The sequence below is a fragment of the Paraburkholderia sp. CI2 genome (assembly GCF_014201055.1).
Taxonomy (GTDB): domain Bacteria; phylum Pseudomonadota; class Gammaproteobacteria; order Burkholderiales; family Burkholderiaceae; genus Paraburkholderia; species Paraburkholderia tuberum.
Genome location: NZ_JACHDL010000040.1, coordinates 33372 through 50936 on the forward strand (window position 1 = coordinate 33372; position 17565 = coordinate 50936).

At 62.4% G+C, this 17565-nt stretch carries 17 protein-coding genes; 13 read left to right on the top strand and 4 right to left on the bottom strand.

All coding sequences use genetic code 11. The features are described 5' to 3' along the window. Positions 1 to 9: 9 nt before the first annotated feature. The 3 genes from HDG32_RS34005 to HDG32_RS34015 form a co-directional block, all read right to left on the bottom strand. Positions 10 to 957, bottom strand: coding sequence for a lactate/malate family dehydrogenase (locus HDG32_RS34005; protein WP_184074000.1), 948 nt, complete (start codon positions 955 to 957; stop codon positions 10 to 12). Between the two features lie 104 nt (positions 958 to 1061). Beyond that, on the bottom strand, positions 1062 to 1445 hold the full coding sequence (locus HDG32_RS34010; protein WP_090810122.1) for a nuclear transport factor 2 family protein: 384 nt from the start codon (positions 1443 to 1445) through the stop codon (positions 1062 to 1064). A 180-nt stretch (positions 1446 to 1625) separates the two neighbouring features. Continuing rightward, a complete protein-coding gene (locus tag HDG32_RS34015; RefSeq protein WP_184074002.1) occupies positions 1626 to 2618 on the bottom strand; it encodes an AraC family transcriptional regulator in 993 nt (330 codons plus the stop codon). Between the two features lie 95 nt (positions 2619 to 2713). Between HDG32_RS34015 and HDG32_RS34020 the strand changes: the two genes are divergently transcribed. Then, positions 2714 to 3958, top strand: a complete 1245-nt coding sequence (locus HDG32_RS34020; RefSeq protein WP_184074004.1) for a DUF1479 domain-containing protein — start codon at positions 2714 to 2716, stop codon at positions 3956 to 3958. 82 nt (positions 3959 to 4040) lie between these two features. Then, positions 4041 to 4196: a hypothetical protein gene (locus HDG32_RS34025; RefSeq protein WP_184074006.1), complete on the top strand. Its 156-nt coding sequence runs from the start codon at positions 4041 to 4043 to the stop codon at positions 4194 to 4196. Positions 4197 to 4319: 123 nt separating this feature from the next. Here HDG32_RS34025 and HDG32_RS34030 read toward each other — a convergent pair whose 3' ends face one another. Next, positions 4320 to 4706, bottom strand: coding sequence for an ester cyclase (locus tag HDG32_RS34030; RefSeq protein ID WP_184040317.1), 387 nt, complete (start codon positions 4704 to 4706; stop codon positions 4320 to 4322). Between HDG32_RS34030 and HDG32_RS34035 the strand changes: the two genes are divergently transcribed. The 11 genes from HDG32_RS34035 (at position 4693) to HDG32_RS34085 (ending at position 17187) form a co-directional block, all read left to right on the top strand. Then, complete coding sequence (locus HDG32_RS34035; protein ID WP_184074008.1) at positions 4693 to 4959, top strand: hypothetical protein; 267 nt, start codon at positions 4693 to 4695, stop codon at positions 4957 to 4959. The genes HDG32_RS34030 and HDG32_RS34035 overlap by 14 nt on opposite strands. Before the next feature lie 67 nt (positions 4960 to 5026). Beyond that, positions 5027 to 6445, top strand: coding sequence for a GH1 family beta-glucosidase (locus HDG32_RS34040; protein ID WP_184074010.1), 1419 nt, complete (start codon positions 5027 to 5029; stop codon positions 6443 to 6445). A gap of 94 nt (positions 6446 to 6539) precedes the next feature. Further along, a complete protein-coding gene (locus HDG32_RS34045; protein WP_184074012.1) occupies positions 6540 to 7778 on the top strand; it encodes an ABC transporter substrate-binding protein in 1239 nt (412 codons plus the stop codon). An 8-nt stretch (positions 7779 to 7786) separates the two neighbouring features. Then, complete coding sequence (locus tag HDG32_RS34050) at positions 7787 to 8743, top strand: carbohydrate ABC transporter permease (RefSeq protein WP_184040305.1); 957 nt, start codon at positions 7787 to 7789, stop codon at positions 8741 to 8743. Beyond that, on the top strand, positions 8740 to 9657 hold the full coding sequence (locus HDG32_RS34055; protein WP_184074014.1) for a carbohydrate ABC transporter permease: 918 nt from the start codon (positions 8740 to 8742) through the stop codon (positions 9655 to 9657). The genes HDG32_RS34050 and HDG32_RS34055 overlap by 4 nt, the downstream gene beginning before the upstream one ends. Positions 9658 to 9660: 3 nt before the next feature. Beyond that, a complete protein-coding gene (locus HDG32_RS34060) occupies positions 9661 to 10821 on the top strand; it encodes an ABC transporter ATP-binding protein (RefSeq protein ID WP_184074016.1) in 1161 nt (386 codons plus the stop codon). Positions 10822 to 10866: 45 nt separating this feature from the next. After that, on the top strand, positions 10867 to 11919 hold the full coding sequence (locus HDG32_RS34065; RefSeq protein ID WP_184049508.1) for a substrate-binding domain-containing protein: 1053 nt from the start codon (positions 10867 to 10869) through the stop codon (positions 11917 to 11919). Positions 11920 to 12543: 624 nt separating this feature from the next. After that, a complete protein-coding gene (locus HDG32_RS34070; RefSeq protein WP_184074018.1) occupies positions 12544 to 14256 on the top strand; it encodes a SulP family inorganic anion transporter in 1713 nt (570 codons plus the stop codon). 155 nt (positions 14257 to 14411) lie between these two features. Then, positions 14412 to 15104, top strand: a complete 693-nt coding sequence (locus HDG32_RS34075) for a phosphatase PAP2 family protein (protein ID WP_184074020.1) — start codon at positions 14412 to 14414, stop codon at positions 15102 to 15104. Positions 15105 to 15284: 180 nt separating this feature from the next. Next, the gene (locus HDG32_RS34080; protein ID WP_184074022.1) at positions 15285 to 16901 is read left to right on the top strand and encodes a methyl-accepting chemotaxis protein; all 1617 of its coding nucleotides are present in this window, start codon (positions 15285 to 15287) and stop codon (positions 16899 to 16901) included. 160 nt (positions 16902 to 17061) lie between these two features. Beyond that, positions 17062 to 17187 carry a zinc ribbon domain-containing protein gene (locus HDG32_RS34085; RefSeq protein WP_409340077.1) on the top strand — a complete coding sequence of 42 codons (126 nt, stop codon included), beginning with the start codon at positions 17062 to 17064 and terminating at the stop codon, positions 17185 to 17187. The last annotated feature ends 378 nt before the right edge of the window (positions 17188 to 17565 follow it).

A 17565-nucleotide genomic window follows, 5' to 3' on the forward strand; every position in this document is an offset into this window, starting at 1 on the left:
GGGAAGGCGTCACCGCTCGTGGAGCACCCTTTCCGTCGCGTCCTTGACGATGCGCGCGCTACCTAGCAAGGTCTCGCGCTCGATAGGGTCGAGTTCCGGATAGGCGATCAACCGCGCGCCCGCGCCATTGACGACCATTGGCAGCGACACGCACACGTCCGGTACGCCTTCCACTTCGGGCTGGACGATGCCAACCGTGAGAATCAGATCGGTGTCGTGCACGATGGCCTCGCAGATCCTTCCTATCGCGCTGGCGATGCCGTAATGGGTGGCGCCTTTGCCTTCCTTGATGAGCTTCGCCGCCTCGTGGACGGAGCGCAGGATCAGATCCCTGCTGGCGGGGCCCAGCTCCTTGCCGTTGCGCGTCAGGAAGGTTTCGAGGGGCATGCCGCAGACCGTTGCGGCGGACCACTGGATCACGGCCGATTCGCCGTGCTCGCCGAGCACATAGGCGTGAATCGCGGAGGCCACCACGCCGAGCCGCTCGGACAGCAGGGAGCGCAGCCGCCCGGTATCGAGCGAGGTTCCCGTGCTGATGACGCGCTCGCGCTCGCAACGCAGTTGGTCGTAAACAGCGCCGGTCAGCACGTCGCATGGGTTGGTCGCGATCAGATAGATGGCGTCGGGCGCGAGCGGCGCGATCCGCCCGACGATTTCGGTCGCGATGTCCGCATTGGTTCTGGCAAGGTGCAGGCGAGTCTCGCCGGGTTTGACGCCGGCGCCGGCCGTGATCACGACGATGTCGGCGTCACGCGCGTCTTCGTAGTCCCCTGCGCGAAAACGGCTGTGCCCCCAGAATGCCGCGGCGTGGGCGAGATCGAGAACCTGTCCCTCAGCGCGCACCCGCGCGACATCGATCATGACGACTTTCGCACTCGGAATGGCCAACGCCACGAACAGCGCTGCCGATCCCCCGACCAGCCCCGCGCCGACGATAACGATCTTGGCCTGCCGCATAGCGAACCTCGTCAAGTTCGGGCTTCAGCCCCCTCGAAGCATAGTCGCATGCGCGCGTTTGTCATCAATCGGACCTTGGTCCTACACGGCCGCCGCGCGTTTTTTCACGCGGTCCGCTCAACCCATTGACTCCGCCAATCCGGTGCCTCGAACGGATCAGCAAAATACTGCGTCTCGTGGACGACCTTGCCTTCGCGGAACTCCATCACGCTGACCGTGTAAGCGATGCGCCCCTGATAGTTGATCGTGTACTCGGTGATCCACAGATTGCCCTCGCCTTGAATTCGCCTGATCGCGAAACCCGATGGCTTGCCGGGATGATGGCCGCGCAGAGCCTGCAAATTGGTTCGTCCATGAATTCGCTCGCCTGATTGGGGATAGTCGCAGATCGCATCGTCGGCGTAGATAGCGTGTTCGGCGTCGAGATCGCCGTCCGCCGACGCTCGCCAGTGTGCGTTCAAGGCTTCACGTATCGCTTGTTCGTTCATGGAGTGCCTCCAGAGTCGGGTATTGCAGTCGACCAGCCGCGCGTTGCCGTCGCGTTGAAATTTCGCCGCCAGCGCATAGTCTGCGCCATAAAATCCCTGGCCCCACCCTTGCTGCAAGTACTCCCCCGGACGTGCAAAAAATGTCTGGCGCCTGCAGGGATTGCTCGCCGGGTAGTCCGGTCATTCGGACTGCCGGCCTGCACGCGCGGGCCGAGACATCCGCTTGCCGTCTCCTTTGTTGCGAAGTCTCCGCAGAGAAGGCGAGCGCTCGGTGAGCATTGGCGACATCTGTTGCTCCGCCCGCCGCGCGCCCGCGAACTGCTGCCTGAATTCAACCGGCGTCATGTCCTTGGCGGCTTTGAATTGCCGGTTGAAATTCGCGACGTTTGCGAACCCGGAGCGCGTCGCAATGACGGAAATCGGCGCTTGCGTATCGGTCAACATCCGGCATGCGTGGCCGATTCGTACGCGCGTCAGGTAGCGCCCGACGCTCTCGCCAAGATGCTGCGTGAAATGGCGCGTCAACGAGCGCTCGGAAAGCCCCGACGCCTTGGCCAGCGCGGAAAGCCGAAGCGGGTACGCGAACTGTGTTTCGATCAACGCGAGCACGCGATTGATCTGATCGGATTCGTGGCCAGTCGGCGTGCCGGTTCGCGCGTCGAATGCGCTTGGGGACGCGAGCGGCGTGGCGGGCAGCGCCGACAGCAGATCCAGTACATCGAGCGCCGCCTGCAAGCGTTCGCGCGGTTTGTCGGACAGCAGGCGGTCGAGGTGTTCGCGCATGCGTGTGCCGGCACCGTCTTCGAACGCGAGGCCGCAGGCCGCTCTGCGCAACAGGTCGCAAAGTCCGTTGTATTCGGGGCAGACATCGGCGAGTCGCCGCACCCACGCGCCGTCGAACCATACGACGATCGCGACCTGCGGGTGCGCCGCGTCGATCGAACGGTTCGAGGACCAAGTGTGCGGCAGATTCGGCGGCACCAGCACCAGATCGTCCGCGCCGTAGGTCGCGACGGAGTCTCCGATGTACCGCTTGCCCTGACTGTTCATCGTCAGCGTCAGCTCGTACTCGGGATGGTGGTGCCATTCGAAAGGGATGCGGGGCAGCCGGCGGTGGTAAACCCTGACCGAACAGTCCCGGCTAAAATCCACATGTTCAAAAGCGGCTTTCATGTCCGAAATCGTCAAATCTTTGACCGGATAGTATCACGCAGGCGGCGATCGTTCGCGTACGCTTCAAGCATCAGAAACCACATGGAGACGATGCAATGGCCTTGCAAATCGACGACCTGCCGGCAGCCATCCGTCAAGCGAAGCGCGAACTGCGCGCGATGCTGCCGAACTACCGCGACGTGTTCGCCGACGTCGAAGCGGCGATGACGAAGGAGGCGGAGCGAATCGCGACGCTGCGTGAGCGCGGCGAGCCGGTCATTCCGGAAATCCAGTTCGCCGACATCGTGGCGAACCGGGTCACCGACGAGCAGATCGCGCTCGTCAAAGCTCGCGGCGCCTGTGTGATCCGCAAGGTGTTCGACCGGTCGCTCGTCGAGCAATGGGATCAGGACATCGCCGACTACGTCGAGCGCAACGACCTCGACGCAAAGCTGCAGAATCGCGCGGAAGACAGGTACTTTGGGCAGCTCGCCTCGAGCAAGCCGCAAATCTACGGTGTGTACTGGTCGAAACCGCAGGTGCTCGCGCGGCAATCGACCGAGCTCACGCAGGCCCGCGTGTTCCTGAACCGGCTGTGGCGCACCGAAAGCGAAGGGCGCGTGCATTTCGATCCGAACCATGTGCCGGTGTATGCGGACCGCCTGCGCCGTCGGCCGCCCGGATCGGAATCGCTCGGGTTGTCGGCGCATTGCGACGGCGGTTCGGTGGAGCGCTGGATCGAGCCGAACTTCCGCAAGGTCTATCGCCATGTGTTCTCGGGCCACTGGCGCGACTACGATCCGTTCGACGCCGCGTGGCGAACCGAAGTCGAGGAGATCGCATCGCCGGCCGTCTGCTCGATGTTCCGCACGTTTCAAGGCTGGACCGCGCTGACGCCGCAGGGCCCCGGCGACGGCACGCTGCAGTTGGTGCCAATGGCGAACTCGATGGTCTACATCCTGTTGCGCGCGCTTCAGGATGATGTCGCCGAAGACGATCTGTGCGGAGCGACGCCGGGGCGCGCGCTGTCGATCAAGTCCGACTATCACGCGCCGCTGTTTCATGCGCTGTCGTCGATTCCGCTGATGCAGGCGGGCGACACCGTGTTCTGGCATAGCGACGTCATTCACGCGGTCGAGGACGCGCATCGCGGCAACGGCTATAGCAACGTGATGTATATCGCTTCGCTGCCGGGCTGCGCGAAGAACGATGCGTATCTGAAGCGGCAACTGCCGGGCTTTCTCGAAGGCAGGAGCCCGCCGGATTTTCCGGCCGATCATTTCGAAGTCGATTTCGTCGGCCGCGCGACGCCAGACGATCTCACCGAGCTTGGCCGTGCGCAAATGGGCTTCGATTTGTGACCGGACAGGGCATGGCCGCGTCTGGATCGGGAGCGCAACTTGCTGCCGCTTCAGCATGGCAACGACCTAAGGAGGACCGGCCATGGCAACCACACCGAACAAGGACGAAAACCCGATCCGCCCGGATCAGTCCGACGTCGTGCAGACGGATCTGCCCGACGTCGGTCCATCGCAGGACCCGGATGAGCCGCCGCTCGATCCCGACGTCGACCCCGATCGCGAGGACGACGAGCCATAGACGAGCGCATTCGCCCGATAAAAAGAATCGAAGTGAAATGCGGGCGTTTCTGATAACCGCGGCATTTCCCCACATGGCAGAATTGCCGCGCGAAGCGTTTGAGCGCGGCGTGTCCCTGAGCCGCTACAACTGACTCTCGATCGCGGCTTTATCGATGACCGACCAGACTTGCTGGATCTTGCCGTCACCAAACTCGTAGAAGACGTTCTCGGAAAACTCCACCCGTTTTCCTTGCACGGGAAGCCCAAGTAACAAGCCGATGGGTGTGCAGTCAAAATGCAATCGGCTTGCGATATGTGGCGGCTCGCAAACCAGCATCTGAATCTCGAAGTGCAGGTCGGGAATTTCGCGGAAGTCTCTTTCCAGCATCTCGCGATAGCCGGACAAACCGATTCGTTGGCCGTTGTACTTCACGTCTTCGCCAACGAAGTCTCGCAGCTTTGACCAGTCCTGCGTGTTCAGGCAGGCGATATAGCCGCGGTAGAGTTCCGACAGATTGAATTCGCTCATCGCAATCGTCTTCCATGCTTCAGTGGATAAGCTGATTGTCGGCGATCCGAGACTTTGCGTTGCACGGCTGCCAGGGATTTTCGTCGGAAGCCGCAACTGTCCGTTGCAGTCGGACAACCTCGATGCGCGCCGCATCATCCTTGCACGCATGCCAGAAACCCCTCCAGACAAACCCGGATTGCTGCGCCGATTTCCCCGCTGCTATCGTTCGCTGGACAGTGTGGAAGCGCTTCCACTTAAGCGTTCGCAGTAAGTTCGAACGCCAGCGCCTCGAGCTCCACCACACCCGGTTCAACGACCTCATTGGCAGGAGAGAATCCGTGGTAAACGACGCATCCGCAGTCATCGACGCCGCCCGTCCAACCGCTCACGGCGAACCGCATTCCGATCCATTCACACCGCCCGCCGATTCGTCGCTGTGGCGCCAGGATTTCGTGCTCGGCGCGGCCACCGCGTCGTATCAGATCGAAGGCGCGGTCAACGAAGACGGCCGCCTGCCGTCGATCTGGGACACGTTCTCGGCCACACCGGGCAAGGTGTTGGCCGGCGACACTGGCGCCGTCGCGTGCGATCACTATCATCGCTGGGAACAGGACGTCGACCTGCTCGCGGGCCTCGGCCTCGAAGCGTACCGGCTGTCGACCGCATGGCCGCGTGTGATGGACGAAAACGGCACGCCGAACCGCAAGGGGCTCGACTTCTACAAGCGCCTGCTCGGACGGCTCAAAGAGAAGAACATCACGACTTTCGTCACGCTTTATCACTGGGATCTGCCTCAGCATCTCGAGGATCGCGGCGGCTGGCTCAATCGCGAAACCGCGTACCGTTTCGTCGATTACGCGGATCTGATGAGCCGCGAGCTGCACGGCCTCGTCGATGCGTGGGCGACGCTCAACGAGCCGTGGTGTTCGGCGTACCTCGGCTACGGCAACGGCCATCACGCGCCGGGACTCTCGAACCTGCGTTTCGCCGCGCAGGCCATGCATCATCTGCTGCTCGCGCACGGTCTCGCGATTCCGGTGCTGCGCGTGAACGATCCGCGCTCGCACAAGGGCATCGTCGCGAATGTCGGGCGCGGCACGCCGAATAGCGACAGCGCCGCCGACCGTCGCGCGGCCGAGCTGTTCGAAGTTCAGCACAACGCGTGGATTCTCGATCCGCTGTTCAAGGGCGAGTATCCGCAAGACCTGTTCGAGTTGTGGCCTGGCAGCGAGCCGCTCGTACTCGAAGGCGACATGCGGACGATCAATACGCCGCTCGATTTTCTCGGCATCAACTATTATTTCCGCACCAACGTGGCGAGCGATGGTGGGCACGGTTTCAAGGAGGTGCCGCTCGAGGGTGTCGAGCGCACGCAGATGGGCTGGGAGGTTTACCCTGACGGTCTTCGCGATCTGTTGACCGGTTTCAGGGATACCTATGCCAATCTGCCGCCGATCTACATCACCGAGAACGGCATGGCATCGGACGACAAGGTGATCGACGGCCGCGTCGAGGACACGCAGCGCATCTCGTTCCTGAAGCGCCATCTCGCCGCGGTCGATCAGGCGATCAAGGCGGGCGTCGACGTGCGCGGCTATTTCCTGTGGTCGCTGATGGACAACTTCGAGTGGGCTTTCGGCTATGAGCGGCGCTTCGGCATCGTGCACGTCGACTACCAAACGCAGAAGCGTACGGTCAAGCGCAGCGCGGAGCTGGTGTCGAAATTCCTGGAAGATCGCAACGCGCAAGCGCAATAAACACAATTAAAACGACGCAGCAACGATGTAAAACCGGGTGGAGCTGATTGGTATTTCGACTTGACACACGGGCACTGAGCCTGGAGGAGACGGAATGAACAGCAACAGAATGGTCTTGCGAGGCGTAGTTGCGGCACTGGCGCTGTATGGCGTCGTCGCGCATGCGGAACCGCTCAAGGCTAACGTGATTCACTGGTGGACCTCGGGCGGCGAGTCGGCCGCGATTCGGCAGTTTGCCGTCGCGTACGACAAGGCCGGCGGCCAATGGGTCGACAACGCAGTCGCCGGCGGAGATCAGGCGCGCGCCACCGCGATCAACCGGATCGTCGGCGGTGATCCACCCACCGCCGCCCAGTTCAATACGTCGAAGCAGTTTCACGATCTGATCGACCAGGGACTCCTGAATAACGTCGACGACGTCGCCGCGAAAGAAAACTGGAACGGCATTTTCCCGCAGTCGATTCTCGACAGTATCCGCGTGAAGGGCCATTTCTACGCGGCGCCGGTCGACATTCATATGCCCGCATGGTTCTTCTACTCGAAGCCGGTGTTCCAGAAAGCGGGCATCGCGAGCGAGCCCAAAAGCTACGACGAATTCATCGCCGATCTCGGCAAGCTGAAGAGCGCGGGCGTGATTCCGCTCGCGTTCGGCGGCCAGCCGTGGCAGGAGAAGATCACGTTCGACGCGGTGCTCGCCGATGTGGGCGGCCCGGACCTGTATATGAAGGTCTATCGCGATCACGATCAGAACGCGGTGAACTCCGATGCGTTCAAGAAGGTGCTCGTGTCGTTCAAGCGGCTGCACGATTTCGTCGATCCGGGCTCGCCTGGCCGCAACTGGAACGACGCGACCGCGCTCGTGACTTCGGGCAAGGCCGGCGTTCAGATCATGGGCGACTGGGCGAAGGGCGAGTTCGTCGCGGCGAATCAAACGGCGGGCAAGGACTTCGGCTGCTTCCCGGGCTTCGGTCCGCGTTCGCCGTATCTGGTCGCGGGCGACGTCTTCGTGTTCCCGAAGACCGACAGCGCGTCGGCGATCAAGGCGCAGAATCTGCTCGCCACGGTGATGACCTCGCCGTCCGCGCAGGTCGCGTTCAGCGCGAAGAAGGGCTCGATTCCGATCCGGTCTGACGTCGACGCAAGCAGCCTCGACGTCTGCGCCAAGGAGGGCATCGCGATCATGAAGGACAAGTCGCGCCAGTTGCCGAATCCGGAAATGCTGCTGTCGCCCGATACGCAGGGTGCGCTGACTGACGTCGTGACGAACTTCTGGAACAAGAACGAGTCCGTCGACGACGCGCAGAAAGCGTTCGCCAGCGCGTTGAAGGGCTAGGCCTCGCCATGCACGCGCTCAAGCTGCCAGCCGAGGGTTCGAAACCACAGGACAAGTCGCACCCCAAACCGCGAAACAAGCCGCTGAACCGGCGGTTTTCGATCGCGGTCTGGCTGGCCTTGCTGCCGATGCTCCTGACCGTCGTGTTCACGTACCTGGGCACGATGGTCTGGACCGCGCGCGTGTCGCTCAGCAATTCGCACACGTTTCCGTCGCACGACTTCGTGGGCTTCACGCAGTACGTGCGGCTCTTTCACAACGACCGCTGGTTGACGTCGCTGCAGAACATCGTGATCTATGGCGCGTGTTTCATCATCGCGTGCATGGTGATCGGCTTGCTGCTGGCGATCTTTATCGATCAGCGCGTGGTCGCGGAAGGCGCGTTGCGCACGGTGTTTCTGTATCCGTACGCGATGTCGTTCGTCGCGACCGGGCTCGTGTGGCAATGGATCCTGAATCCCGCGCTCGGTGCGCAGCAGGTGCTGCGCAATCTCGGCTTCGCGCATGCGCGCTTCGACTGGATCGTCGATCAGGACTGGGTCATCTACACGATCGTGATCGCGACCGTGTGGCAGGCTTCGGGCCTCGTGATGGCGCTGTTGCTCGCGGGCCTGCGCGGCATCGACGAAGAGTTGTGGAAAGCCGCGCGCATCGACGGCATTCCTCGCTGGCGCGTGTACGCGAGCATCGTGGTGCCGATGCTCGGACCATCGATCTCGACCGCGTTCGTGCTGCTGTTCGTGATGGTCGTGAAGCTGTACGACGCGGTCGTCGCGATGACGCAGGGCGGCCCCGGCACCGCGAGCGAAGTGCCGGCCAAATTCATCATGGACTATCTGTTCGGGCGCGCGAACATCGGCCTTGCGTCGGCCGCATCGATCGTGCTGCTGGCGACGGTGCTCGCGGTGCTCGCGCCGTTCTTCTATGCACGCAGCCGTGCGGCGCTGCGCGGGGAGAGAGGATGAACACGCTCGATTCCACGCTCAAAGGCGGCATGCCGCATCGCGCGCGCACGCGGCCCCGCCGCTCGGCGTTCTCGCCGGCGCGGCTCGGCATCTACGCGTTTCTGCTCACCGCGGCGGTGTTCTTTCTGCTGCCGCTCTACGTGATGCTGGTCACGTCGGTCAAACCGATGAGCGAGATCCGCCTCGGCAATCTGCTCGGCTTGCCGATGCATTTCACGCTCGACGCGTGGAGCGCCGCATGGCAGTCGGCCTGCACCGGGCTCGATTGCAACGGCATTCGCGTCGGCTTCTGGAACTCGGTGCGTATCGTCGTGCCAAGCACGGTGCTGTCGATCATGGTCGGCGCGGTGAACGGCTACGCGCTGTCGTTCTGGCGGCCACGCGGCGCGGGTCTGCTGTTCGGCGTGCTGCTGATCGGCGCGTTCATTCCAGTGCAGGTCATGATCTACCCGCTCGTGCGCGTGCTCGCGAGCGTGCATCTGTTCAGCTCGCTGCCGGGCATCGTGCTGATCCATACGATGTTCGGCATGCCGGTGATGACGCTGCTGTTCCGCAACTACTACGCGTCGATTCCGCAGGAGCTGTTCAAGGCCGCGCGCATCGACGGCGGCAGCTTCTGGCGCATCTTCTTTCAACTGATGCTGCCGATGTCGACGCCGATCATCGTCGTCGCGCTGATCATGCAGGTCACGAACATCTGGAACGACTTCATTCTGGGCCTCGTGTTCGCTGGCACGAAGAATCTGCCGATGACGGTGCAGTTGAACAACATCATCAACACGACGACCGGCGAGCGGCTCTACAACGTCAATATGGCGGCGACGATCCTGACGTCGCTGGTGCCGCTCGCGGTTTATTTCATTTCGGGCCGCTGGTTCGTGCGCGGCATTGCGTCGGGCGCCGTCAAGGGGTAGGGCATGGCAAACATGGCTAATGCGACCGATGCGGCCGGCGTGCCGGGTGCAAGCGCTGACGTTGACTCCGACGCCGCGGCGCTCACGCATCCAGCCAATGTGGCGGTCCGCAATCTGACGATTCGCCTCGGTTCGAACACGGTGATCGAGAATCTCGATCTCGACGTGCTCGCCGGTGAGTTCGTCGTGCTGCTGGGGCCGTCGGGTTGCGGCAAGTCCACGCTGTTGCACAGCATCGCGGGATTGATCGACGTCAGCGACGGCAGCATCGAGATCGCCGGCGAGGACATGACGTGGGCCGATCCGAAGGATCGCCGCATCGCGCTGGTGTTCCAGTCGTACGCGTTGTATCCGACCATGAGCGTCGAGCGCAACCTGTCGTTCGCGCTGCGCATCAACGGCACGCCGAAGGCGGAAATCGCGCGGCGCGTCGCCCGCGCGTCGGAGATGCTGCAACTGGGGCCGCTGCTCAAGCGCAAGCCGTCGCAGTTGTCGGGCGGACAGCGGCAGCGCGTCGCGATCGGCCGCGCGATCGTGCGCGAGGCCGACGTGTTCCTGTTCGACGAACCGCTGTCGAACCTCGACGCGAAGCTGCGCACCGAACTGCGCCGCGAACTGAAGCAACTGCATCACAGCCTGGGCGCGACGATGATCTACGTGACGCACGACCAGGTCGAGGCGATGACGCTCGCGACGCGCATGGCCGTGATGCGCGGCGGCGTGATCCAGCAGTTCGGCACGCCGGCGGAGGTCTATGCGCGGCCGAACAATCTGTTCGTGGCGACCTTCCTCGGCTCGCCGGCCATGAATCTGCTGAAGGGCACGCTCGAGACGCGCGACGGCGCGCTTCACTTTTGCACTGGGCAGGTGCGGATCGACGTGTCGGCGTACGCGTTCAAGGGGGCGCCCGCGCAGGGCGTGCGCTGCGTGCTCGGCGTACGCGCCGAAGACGTGCATATCACGGAAGGCGCCAGCGAGCGCGCGAAAGTTTCGCTGATGGAGCCGATGGGCAACCACCGCGTGATCTGGCTCGACTATCATGGCGAACAGATCGCGTCGATCGATCAGACCAAGGCGCCGATTGCGGAGGATGACACCGTGGCGTTCTCGTTCGACGCCGCGCATGTCTCGCTATTCGACGAAGCGAGCGGCGCGCGCTTATAACGCCGCGGCGCGTCACGCGCGAAGCGGCTCGTCGAGACAGGCTTGATGGAGAACCGCGTGGCAACACTCAAGGACGTCGCGGAACTGGCCGGCGTGGGCATGTCGACCGCCTCACGAGCCATTTCCGGCAAGGGACCGATTTCCGCCGATGCCGCGGCGCGCGTGAAGGCGGCGATCGAGGCGCTGAATTTCCGCCCGTCGTCGATCGGCCGGGCGATGGCGACGCAGCAGCTCGGCATCATCGGCATCTTCGTGCCGACCTTCTTTGGTTCCTATTACGGCACGATCCTGAAGCAGACCGACACCGAGCTGCGCGCGGTGGGGCGCCATGTCGTGGTCGCAACCGGTTGCGGCGAGGTGTCGCCGCGCGAGCAGGCGATCGAGGCAGTGCGCTTTTTGATCGGCCGCGATTGCGATGGCGTGGTCGTGATCAGCCACGATCTGCATGACGAAGACCTGATCATGCTCCATGGCATGCATCCGAAGATGGTGTTCCTGAATCGCGCGTTCGAGCAGTTGCCCGAGGCGTCGTTCAGCGCAGATCATCGGCGCGGTGGCGAACTCGCGGCGCGCACGCTGCTCGATCACGGGCATCGCGACATCGCGGTGATTTCCGGGCCCGCTACCGCATCGGACAACGTGATGCGGATCGACGGCTTTTTCGCCGAGCTCGCGCGAGCCGGCATTGCGCGCGACGACGTCACGCTGATCGAATCCGACTTTTCGCCCGAAGGCGGCTACGCGGCCGCGCAGAAGCTGCTCGAGACGCAGCGACGCGTGACCGGCCTGTTCTGCGCGAACGACACGATGGCGGTCAGCGTGCTCGCGCGCTTTCACCAGGCGGGCATTTCGGTGCCGCACGACATCTCCGTGATCAGCTACGACGACGACTACTCGGCCGCCTACGCGGCGCCCGGGCTCACGTCGGTGCATATTCCAACCGGGGAACTTACGCAAAACGCGGTGCGCTGGCTCATCAACCAGTGTTATGGCACCACCTGGGAGATCTTGCGCGAGTTTCCGCTCAGCGTGACGATGCGCGAATCGGTCGGACCAGCGCCGATGCCGAAGAAAAATACGCGCGGCGCAAAGCGGTAGAAGGGTTTGCCTAATCGTGGCGGCTGTCGTATGCGGGCGGTGTGCAGACCTGCGAGCGGACTAGGGGCGCGGCTGCCAACAATGCGCGGCGGGGGTTTCCTTGAAGTCCAACGGATATTTCCGCGCGGGTTTTGACGTGCGGCATGGTGCGCCTATTCGCGTTTTCACTTATGTATCGACGATCTTTTTTAAGGCTCCCGTAATCCTGCGCAATAGTGCTTTGCGGTTTTCCCTCATTAAACTTACTTCAAATTTCTTTACACTTCCCGGTAACAAGTTGTTACGGGGTGAGTGTGATGCTGGTCATCTTTCTGATCGCCTGTCCGATCTGCATTGCTGCGCTGTTCGGTTTCGCGCGCCATGTGGACCCGCAGACAGGGCAATTCAAACGGTAGATCTTCTTCGCGCGTTTTTTTCCGCGGCTGCGCCGTGGAGATTTTCGCTTTGCGATTAACGTCCGTTAGTTCGTTGTGCGCTTGAAAGGAGCAATCGTTTGCGTTCTTTCGGTTTGCTTTCTCGTTTTCGTTTTCGTCAATAGCCCGTTCTCCCTTCCATAAGTCTTGCCTTGGCGCGCCGGTTCGCGGCACGATGCGCGATTACTTTCGTTTTAGGTCAGCATCGCGTATGCAAGATTCTCTGCAAAAAATGGCGGCGCGTGCCAGCGTGCTGAAGGGCGTTCTTCCTTTGAGCCGGATTGCGGCGGCGCGCGATGCGCTGGCCGGTGTGCAGCTTGCGTCGATGGATATTCCGCAGGTCCTCGGCTATGCGCGCATTGCCGGCATGCCGGCCGTCACCGGGCTCTACACGGTGTTCCTGCCGCTCGTCGCGTTCGCGTTCTTCGGTGCTTCGCGGCATCTGGTCGTGGCCGCCGATTCGGCCACCGCGACGATCTTCGCGAGTCGTCTTTCGACGATGGCGCCCGCGTCGAGCGCCGAGTATGCGGCGCTCGCGGCGATGGTCGCGTTGCTGACGGCCGCGTTGCTGTTCGTCGCGCGCATCTTCAAGCTCGGCTTTCTCGCCGATTTCCTGTCGCGTACGGTGCTGGTCGGCTTTCTTGCGGGCGTCGGCGTGCAGGTCGGCATCGCGATGCTCGGCGACATGCTCGGCGTGCCCGGACATGCGGCGAGCAGCGTGAAACAACTACTGCTCGTCGTGAGCGACGCCGCGCAGATCAATCGGCCGACACTGGCGATCTCGCTGCTCGTGGTGACCGCGATTCTCGTCTGCAAACGTTTCTGGCCGCGCCTGCCGGTGCCGTTGGTCGCGGTCGTCGCGGGCATTGCCGCGAGCGATGTGTTCGGATTCGCCGCGCACGGCATCTCCATCCTCGGACCGGTGGAGGGCGGATTGCCGCCGCTGCGGATTCCGTCGGTGACGTGGCAGCAGATGCTCGATCTCGTGCCGGTCGCGGCGTCGTGCTTCGTGATGATCGTCGCGCAAAGCGCCGCGGCGAGCCGGGTGTTCGCCGACCGCTATCACGAGCCGATCGATACCAACGCAGACCTGCTCGGCATCGCGGCCGCCAACGCGGCGGCGGCGTTTTCCGGCGCGTTCGTCGTCAACGGCAGCCTGACGCAGACCGCGATGGCCGATCGCGCCGGCACGCGCAGCCAGTTCGCGCAGCTCGTGTTCGCGGCGGTCGTGGTGGTCGTGCTGCTGTTTTTCAGCCGCTATCTGCAGTATCTGCCGCACTGCATTCTCGCGAGCATCGTGTTTACGATCGCGGTCGGCCTGATCGATCTGCAGTCGCTCTTTTCGATTCGCCGCGAAAGTCCCGGCGAATTCGCGCTGGCGTTGTTCACGGCGGCGGCGGTCGTGCTGATCGGCGTCGAGCACGGCATTCTGGTCGCCGTCGCGTTGTCGTTGCTGCGTCACGTGCGACACAGCTACCGCCCCCACACGATGATGCTCGCGCCCAACGGCGACGGCATGTGGGTGCCGGTGCCGGCGGTGCCCGGCGTGGAGACCGCGCCGGGGTTGATCGTGTATCGTTTCGGCGCCGATCTGTTCTACGCGAACGATCATTTTTTCGTCGACGATACGCGCCGCCTGATCGATCACGCACCGAACGCCGTGCGCTGGTTCGTCGTCGATGCGAGCGCGATTACGGATGTCGATTATTCGGCGGCGCGCTCGGTGGGCGAGTTGTGCTCGGCGCTCAAGCGCAATGGGATCGAGGTGGTCTTTGCGCGGGTGAATCGCTATTTGCGCTCGGATATGGATCGGCATGGAATCACGCCGATCGTCGAGGAGCGCTGTATTTTCGGCACGCTGCATGAGGCGCTGAGCATGGCGGGAGTGGAGAATCCGCATGAGCGGGTTAAGGGGGCGCCATAACGGGCCGCCCTGGCTTCGCACTGCGGCGGCGCATGCCGCGAACACCGCCTCGGACGGGCAAATTGCTAGCAAACGTTGTCTGCGCCTCATTGGTTGTCGCTTGCCTCAATTATTCTGACGTTCCGCTTCGACTAGCAGATATTGATTACAAGAGCATGAACAGCTTCGATTCGACCATCGAAACATATCTGTCCAGCATACACTTCGGTCATTTCGCGACCCAATCGATACAAGCCATCGCCGACCTCTACACCTTTAAAGGCCTGGTACTGACTGCGTTGCTTTGGTGGATCTGGTTTCAGCAAGACGGGCGCGCCGAATGGCGGCGCGAAATAGTTCTCGCGACGCTTCTCAGCGGTGTCGTGGCGCTCTTCGTCGGAAGGCTGCTGGCTCACTGGTTGCCCTTTAGAGTGCGTCCCATCTATAGCGCCGAACTTCATCTGCAGTTCGCGAGCGGCGCGGCCCAGACTGCGCAGTTGTCAGACTGGAGTTCGTTCCCAAGCGATCACGCCATGCTGTGGATGGCCATCGCCACCGGCATCTTCCTCGTGTGGCGGGGCATCGGCGTGCTGGCGCTTCTCTACACCGCGCTCTTCATTTGCCTTCCGCGGGCCTATCTCGGCTTTCACTATCCGACCGATTTGTTGGTAGGGGGCGCCGTGGGCATCGTGATTACCTTGGTCCTGACTCGAGATGCGATCCGCGCGCGCTACGCGACCCCGGCGCTGCGATGGATCGAACGCCATCCGGGACCTTCTGCAATGCTGGCCTTCATTTTGTGTGTCGAACTCGTCACGCAGTTCGAAGAACTGCGTGCTCTGGCGTTCGGCGTGTTCAAACATCTATGACCCGCGCGGAGCGCCACGGCGCATGCCGATATTCTTGAGGTTCGCCCTGGCGCCGCCTTTCAGTGAGCTGAGATTAGCGAGCACACTCTATTGCCATCTGATGCAATATTCTGTCTAATGAATTCAGAATAAAACGTCCGATTTATTCGGCTCGCTGACTTAGTCGACGGGGTTCACTTCATGTACTCTCTGCTGCCGCTCAAGGCCCAGGTGCGCCGTCACGCGCGAACGCTCGCCGGGTATTTTCCAGCTCCATTTTCACGCGACGAATCAAGCAGTGTCGACATCCTCGGTGTCATGACCCCCGGGCTGCTGAACGGGAACACCCTGCTGAACCTCAACTACGGCGAAGTGGACCACTTCACCGGCAAAACCCGCGCGACGGGCACGTTATTCGTCGCAATTGGCGACGACTTCGTGCGCGTCGCCACTTCGGTCAAAAGGCAAACCGGCGAGCGGGCCGTGGGCACGGTACTCGACCGCTCGCATCCCGGCTATCGGATGCTGCGCGGCGGGCAACCCTACACCGGTTACGCGACGCTATTCGGCAAGCAATACATGACACGGTACGAGCCGATCCGGGACAGTTCTGGCGAGATAATCGGCGCGCTGTATGTCGGCCTCGACGTCAGTGAGGTGTGGAACCTGTCGATCGGAGCCAGACTCGCGCTGCTTACCCTGGCCGCCAATACCGTACTTCTGCTGGGCTATGCTCGGCTGCTGGAGGCCGTGATCCCCCCCGACCGATCGAGCCCGGGAGCGGCGTTGCCCGCTTTCCTGCAAACCGGGGTGATCGGCTTCGGGCTACTCGGCGCGCTGCTGGTCAGCGCGCTGGTCTTCGTGACGACCCGGCGCGGTCTCGGCATGCAACTGCTCGAAGCGAAGGCCGCCGCCGAAAAACTCGCGGCCGGCGATTTGACCGCGCAAGTTCATGTCAGCCGGCGCGACGAACTGGGCCAGTTGATGCAGGCAATGAACGGCATCAGTGTCGGTTTGGCCTCGGTAGTCGGCAACGTCCGACGTGCCTCCGATATGATCGCGCTGGGCGCGCGCGAAATTGCGGCCGGCAACGCGGAGCTTTCGTCCCGCACCGAGGCGCAGGCTGGCTCGCTCGAGGAAACCGCATCGACGATGGAACAATTGACGGCGATGGTCCGCGCCAATGCCGAACGCGCTTCGCACGCCAACCAACACATCGCCTCGGCCTCCGATCTCGCGGTCAAAGGCGGCACCGTGGTGGGGCATGTGGTGACCACCATGTCGTTGATCCGCGGCAGTTCACACAAGATCGTCGACATCATTAGCATGATCGACTCAATTGCCTTTCAGACCAATATCCTGGCTTTGAACGCGGCCGTCGAGGCAGCACGCGCCGGCGACCAGGGACGCGGCTTTGCGGTCGTCGCCGCCGAGGTGCGCAGCCTGGCCCAACGCAGCGCCATGGCCGCCAAGGAAATCAAGGCGCTGATCACCGACTCGGTCGGCAACGTCAATGCAGGCGGCGAACTGGTCGACCAGGCTGGCCGGGACATGACCGAAATCGTCACGGCTGTCGATAGTGTGGTCACTTTGATGGGTGAGATTACCCACGCGAGCAACGAGCAAAGTACCGGCATCGGCGAAGTCAACCGCGCGATCGGGCAGATGGACGAGATGACCCAGCAGAACGTTGCCCTGGTGGAGCAGGTGGCAGCCGCGGCAGCCAGCATGCAAGAACAGGCGTCCACATTGGAAGATGCCGTGCAGGTATTTCGGCTGGTAGGCGACGGGCAAACTGACATTTGCCCCATACGATGAGCGCTGCGCGCGAGGTGCACGCAGGCGTTTCTCGCACTTTCCTGCACTAGAATGGGTTATTGCCGACGTCGTAGACGTATCTGGTCAGCCAGACGTGCGGGATTCTCTTTGGAGGAATGCCATGCCGACTTACCGGTACAGGTGTGAGAAGTGCGGTGAGATGTTCGAACATGCCGAGCATCTTGCTGAACATGAAAACGCTCATCCGGCTTGCCCAAAGTGCGGAAGCGAGAAGGTTCTGCACATACCCACGCCATTTGTGCCGAAAACCTCCAGAAAGAGCTGAAACCTGTCTGATCGGGCGACGGCAAAATCCGGGCCATTTGCAGCCGTTGCCCATGCTTTCGCGCGGACATTCGTGCGTCGGTTCTGCCATGCCGGCGGATCTACGCTCGCCGATCCTCCCGTCGCCTTGTGGGATGGCGTAAGCCGGTTGCCGACTGTGCGGCGCAGTCGAGTCCCGTAACAACATTTCTGTAGGCAATCCATCCGGACAAATGGCATAAGCCATAGACGCTAATCGCGGTAAATGGCGTCCACCTGGATCAAATGCACCACAGCGATAGAGAGGGCGGCCTCAAATCTGAAGTGCAACACCGTTTCGTATAAGGTGTTGCGATGCACGAAAGAAAGTACCAGCAACTTCAACCTGAAGAGCGCCTGA

Coding starts and splice junctions, on each gene's coding strand:
- HDG32_RS34005 (WP_184074000.1), bottom strand. CDS start 957: ATGCGGCAGGCCAAGATCGTTATCGTCGGCGCGGGGCTGGTCGGGGGA.
- HDG32_RS34060 (WP_184074016.1), top strand. CDS start 9,661: ATGGCAAACATGGCTAATGCGACCGATGCGGCCGGCGTGCCGGGTGCA.
- HDG32_RS34065 (WP_184049508.1), top strand. CDS start 10,867: ATGGAGAACCGCGTGGCAACACTCAAGGACGTCGCGGAACTGGCCGGC.
- HDG32_RS34030 (WP_184040317.1), bottom strand. CDS start 4,706: ATGAGCGAATTCAATCTGTCGGAACTCTACCGCGGCTATATCGCCTGC.
- HDG32_RS34055 (WP_184074014.1), top strand. CDS start 8,740: ATGAACACGCTCGATTCCACGCTCAAAGGCGGCATGCCGCATCGCGCG.
- HDG32_RS34070 (WP_184074018.1), top strand. CDS start 12,544: ATGCAAGATTCTCTGCAAAAAATGGCGGCGCGTGCCAGCGTGCTGAAG.
- HDG32_RS34010 (WP_090810122.1), bottom strand. CDS start 1,445: ATGAACGAACAAGCGATACGTGAAGCCTTGAACGCACACTGGCGAGCG.
- HDG32_RS34015 (WP_184074002.1), bottom strand. CDS start 2,618: ATGAAAGCCGCTTTTGAACATGTGGATTTTAGCCGGGACTGTTCGGTC.
- HDG32_RS34020 (WP_184074004.1), top strand. CDS start 2,714: ATGGCCTTGCAAATCGACGACCTGCCGGCAGCCATCCGTCAAGCGAAG.
- HDG32_RS34085 (WP_409340077.1), top strand. CDS start 17,062: ATGTTCGAACATGCCGAGCATCTTGCTGAACATGAAAACGCTCATCCG.
- HDG32_RS34080 (WP_184074022.1), top strand. CDS start 15,285: ATGTACTCTCTGCTGCCGCTCAAGGCCCAGGTGCGCCGTCACGCGCGA.
- HDG32_RS34050 (WP_184040305.1), top strand. CDS start 7,787: ATGCACGCGCTCAAGCTGCCAGCCGAGGGTTCGAAACCACAGGACAAG.
- HDG32_RS34075 (WP_184074020.1), top strand. CDS start 14,412: ATGAACAGCTTCGATTCGACCATCGAAACATATCTGTCCAGCATACAC.
- HDG32_RS34025 (WP_184074006.1), top strand. CDS start 4,041: ATGGCAACCACACCGAACAAGGACGAAAACCCGATCCGCCCGGATCAG.
- HDG32_RS34045 (WP_184074012.1), top strand. CDS start 6,540: ATGAACAGCAACAGAATGGTCTTGCGAGGCGTAGTTGCGGCACTGGCG.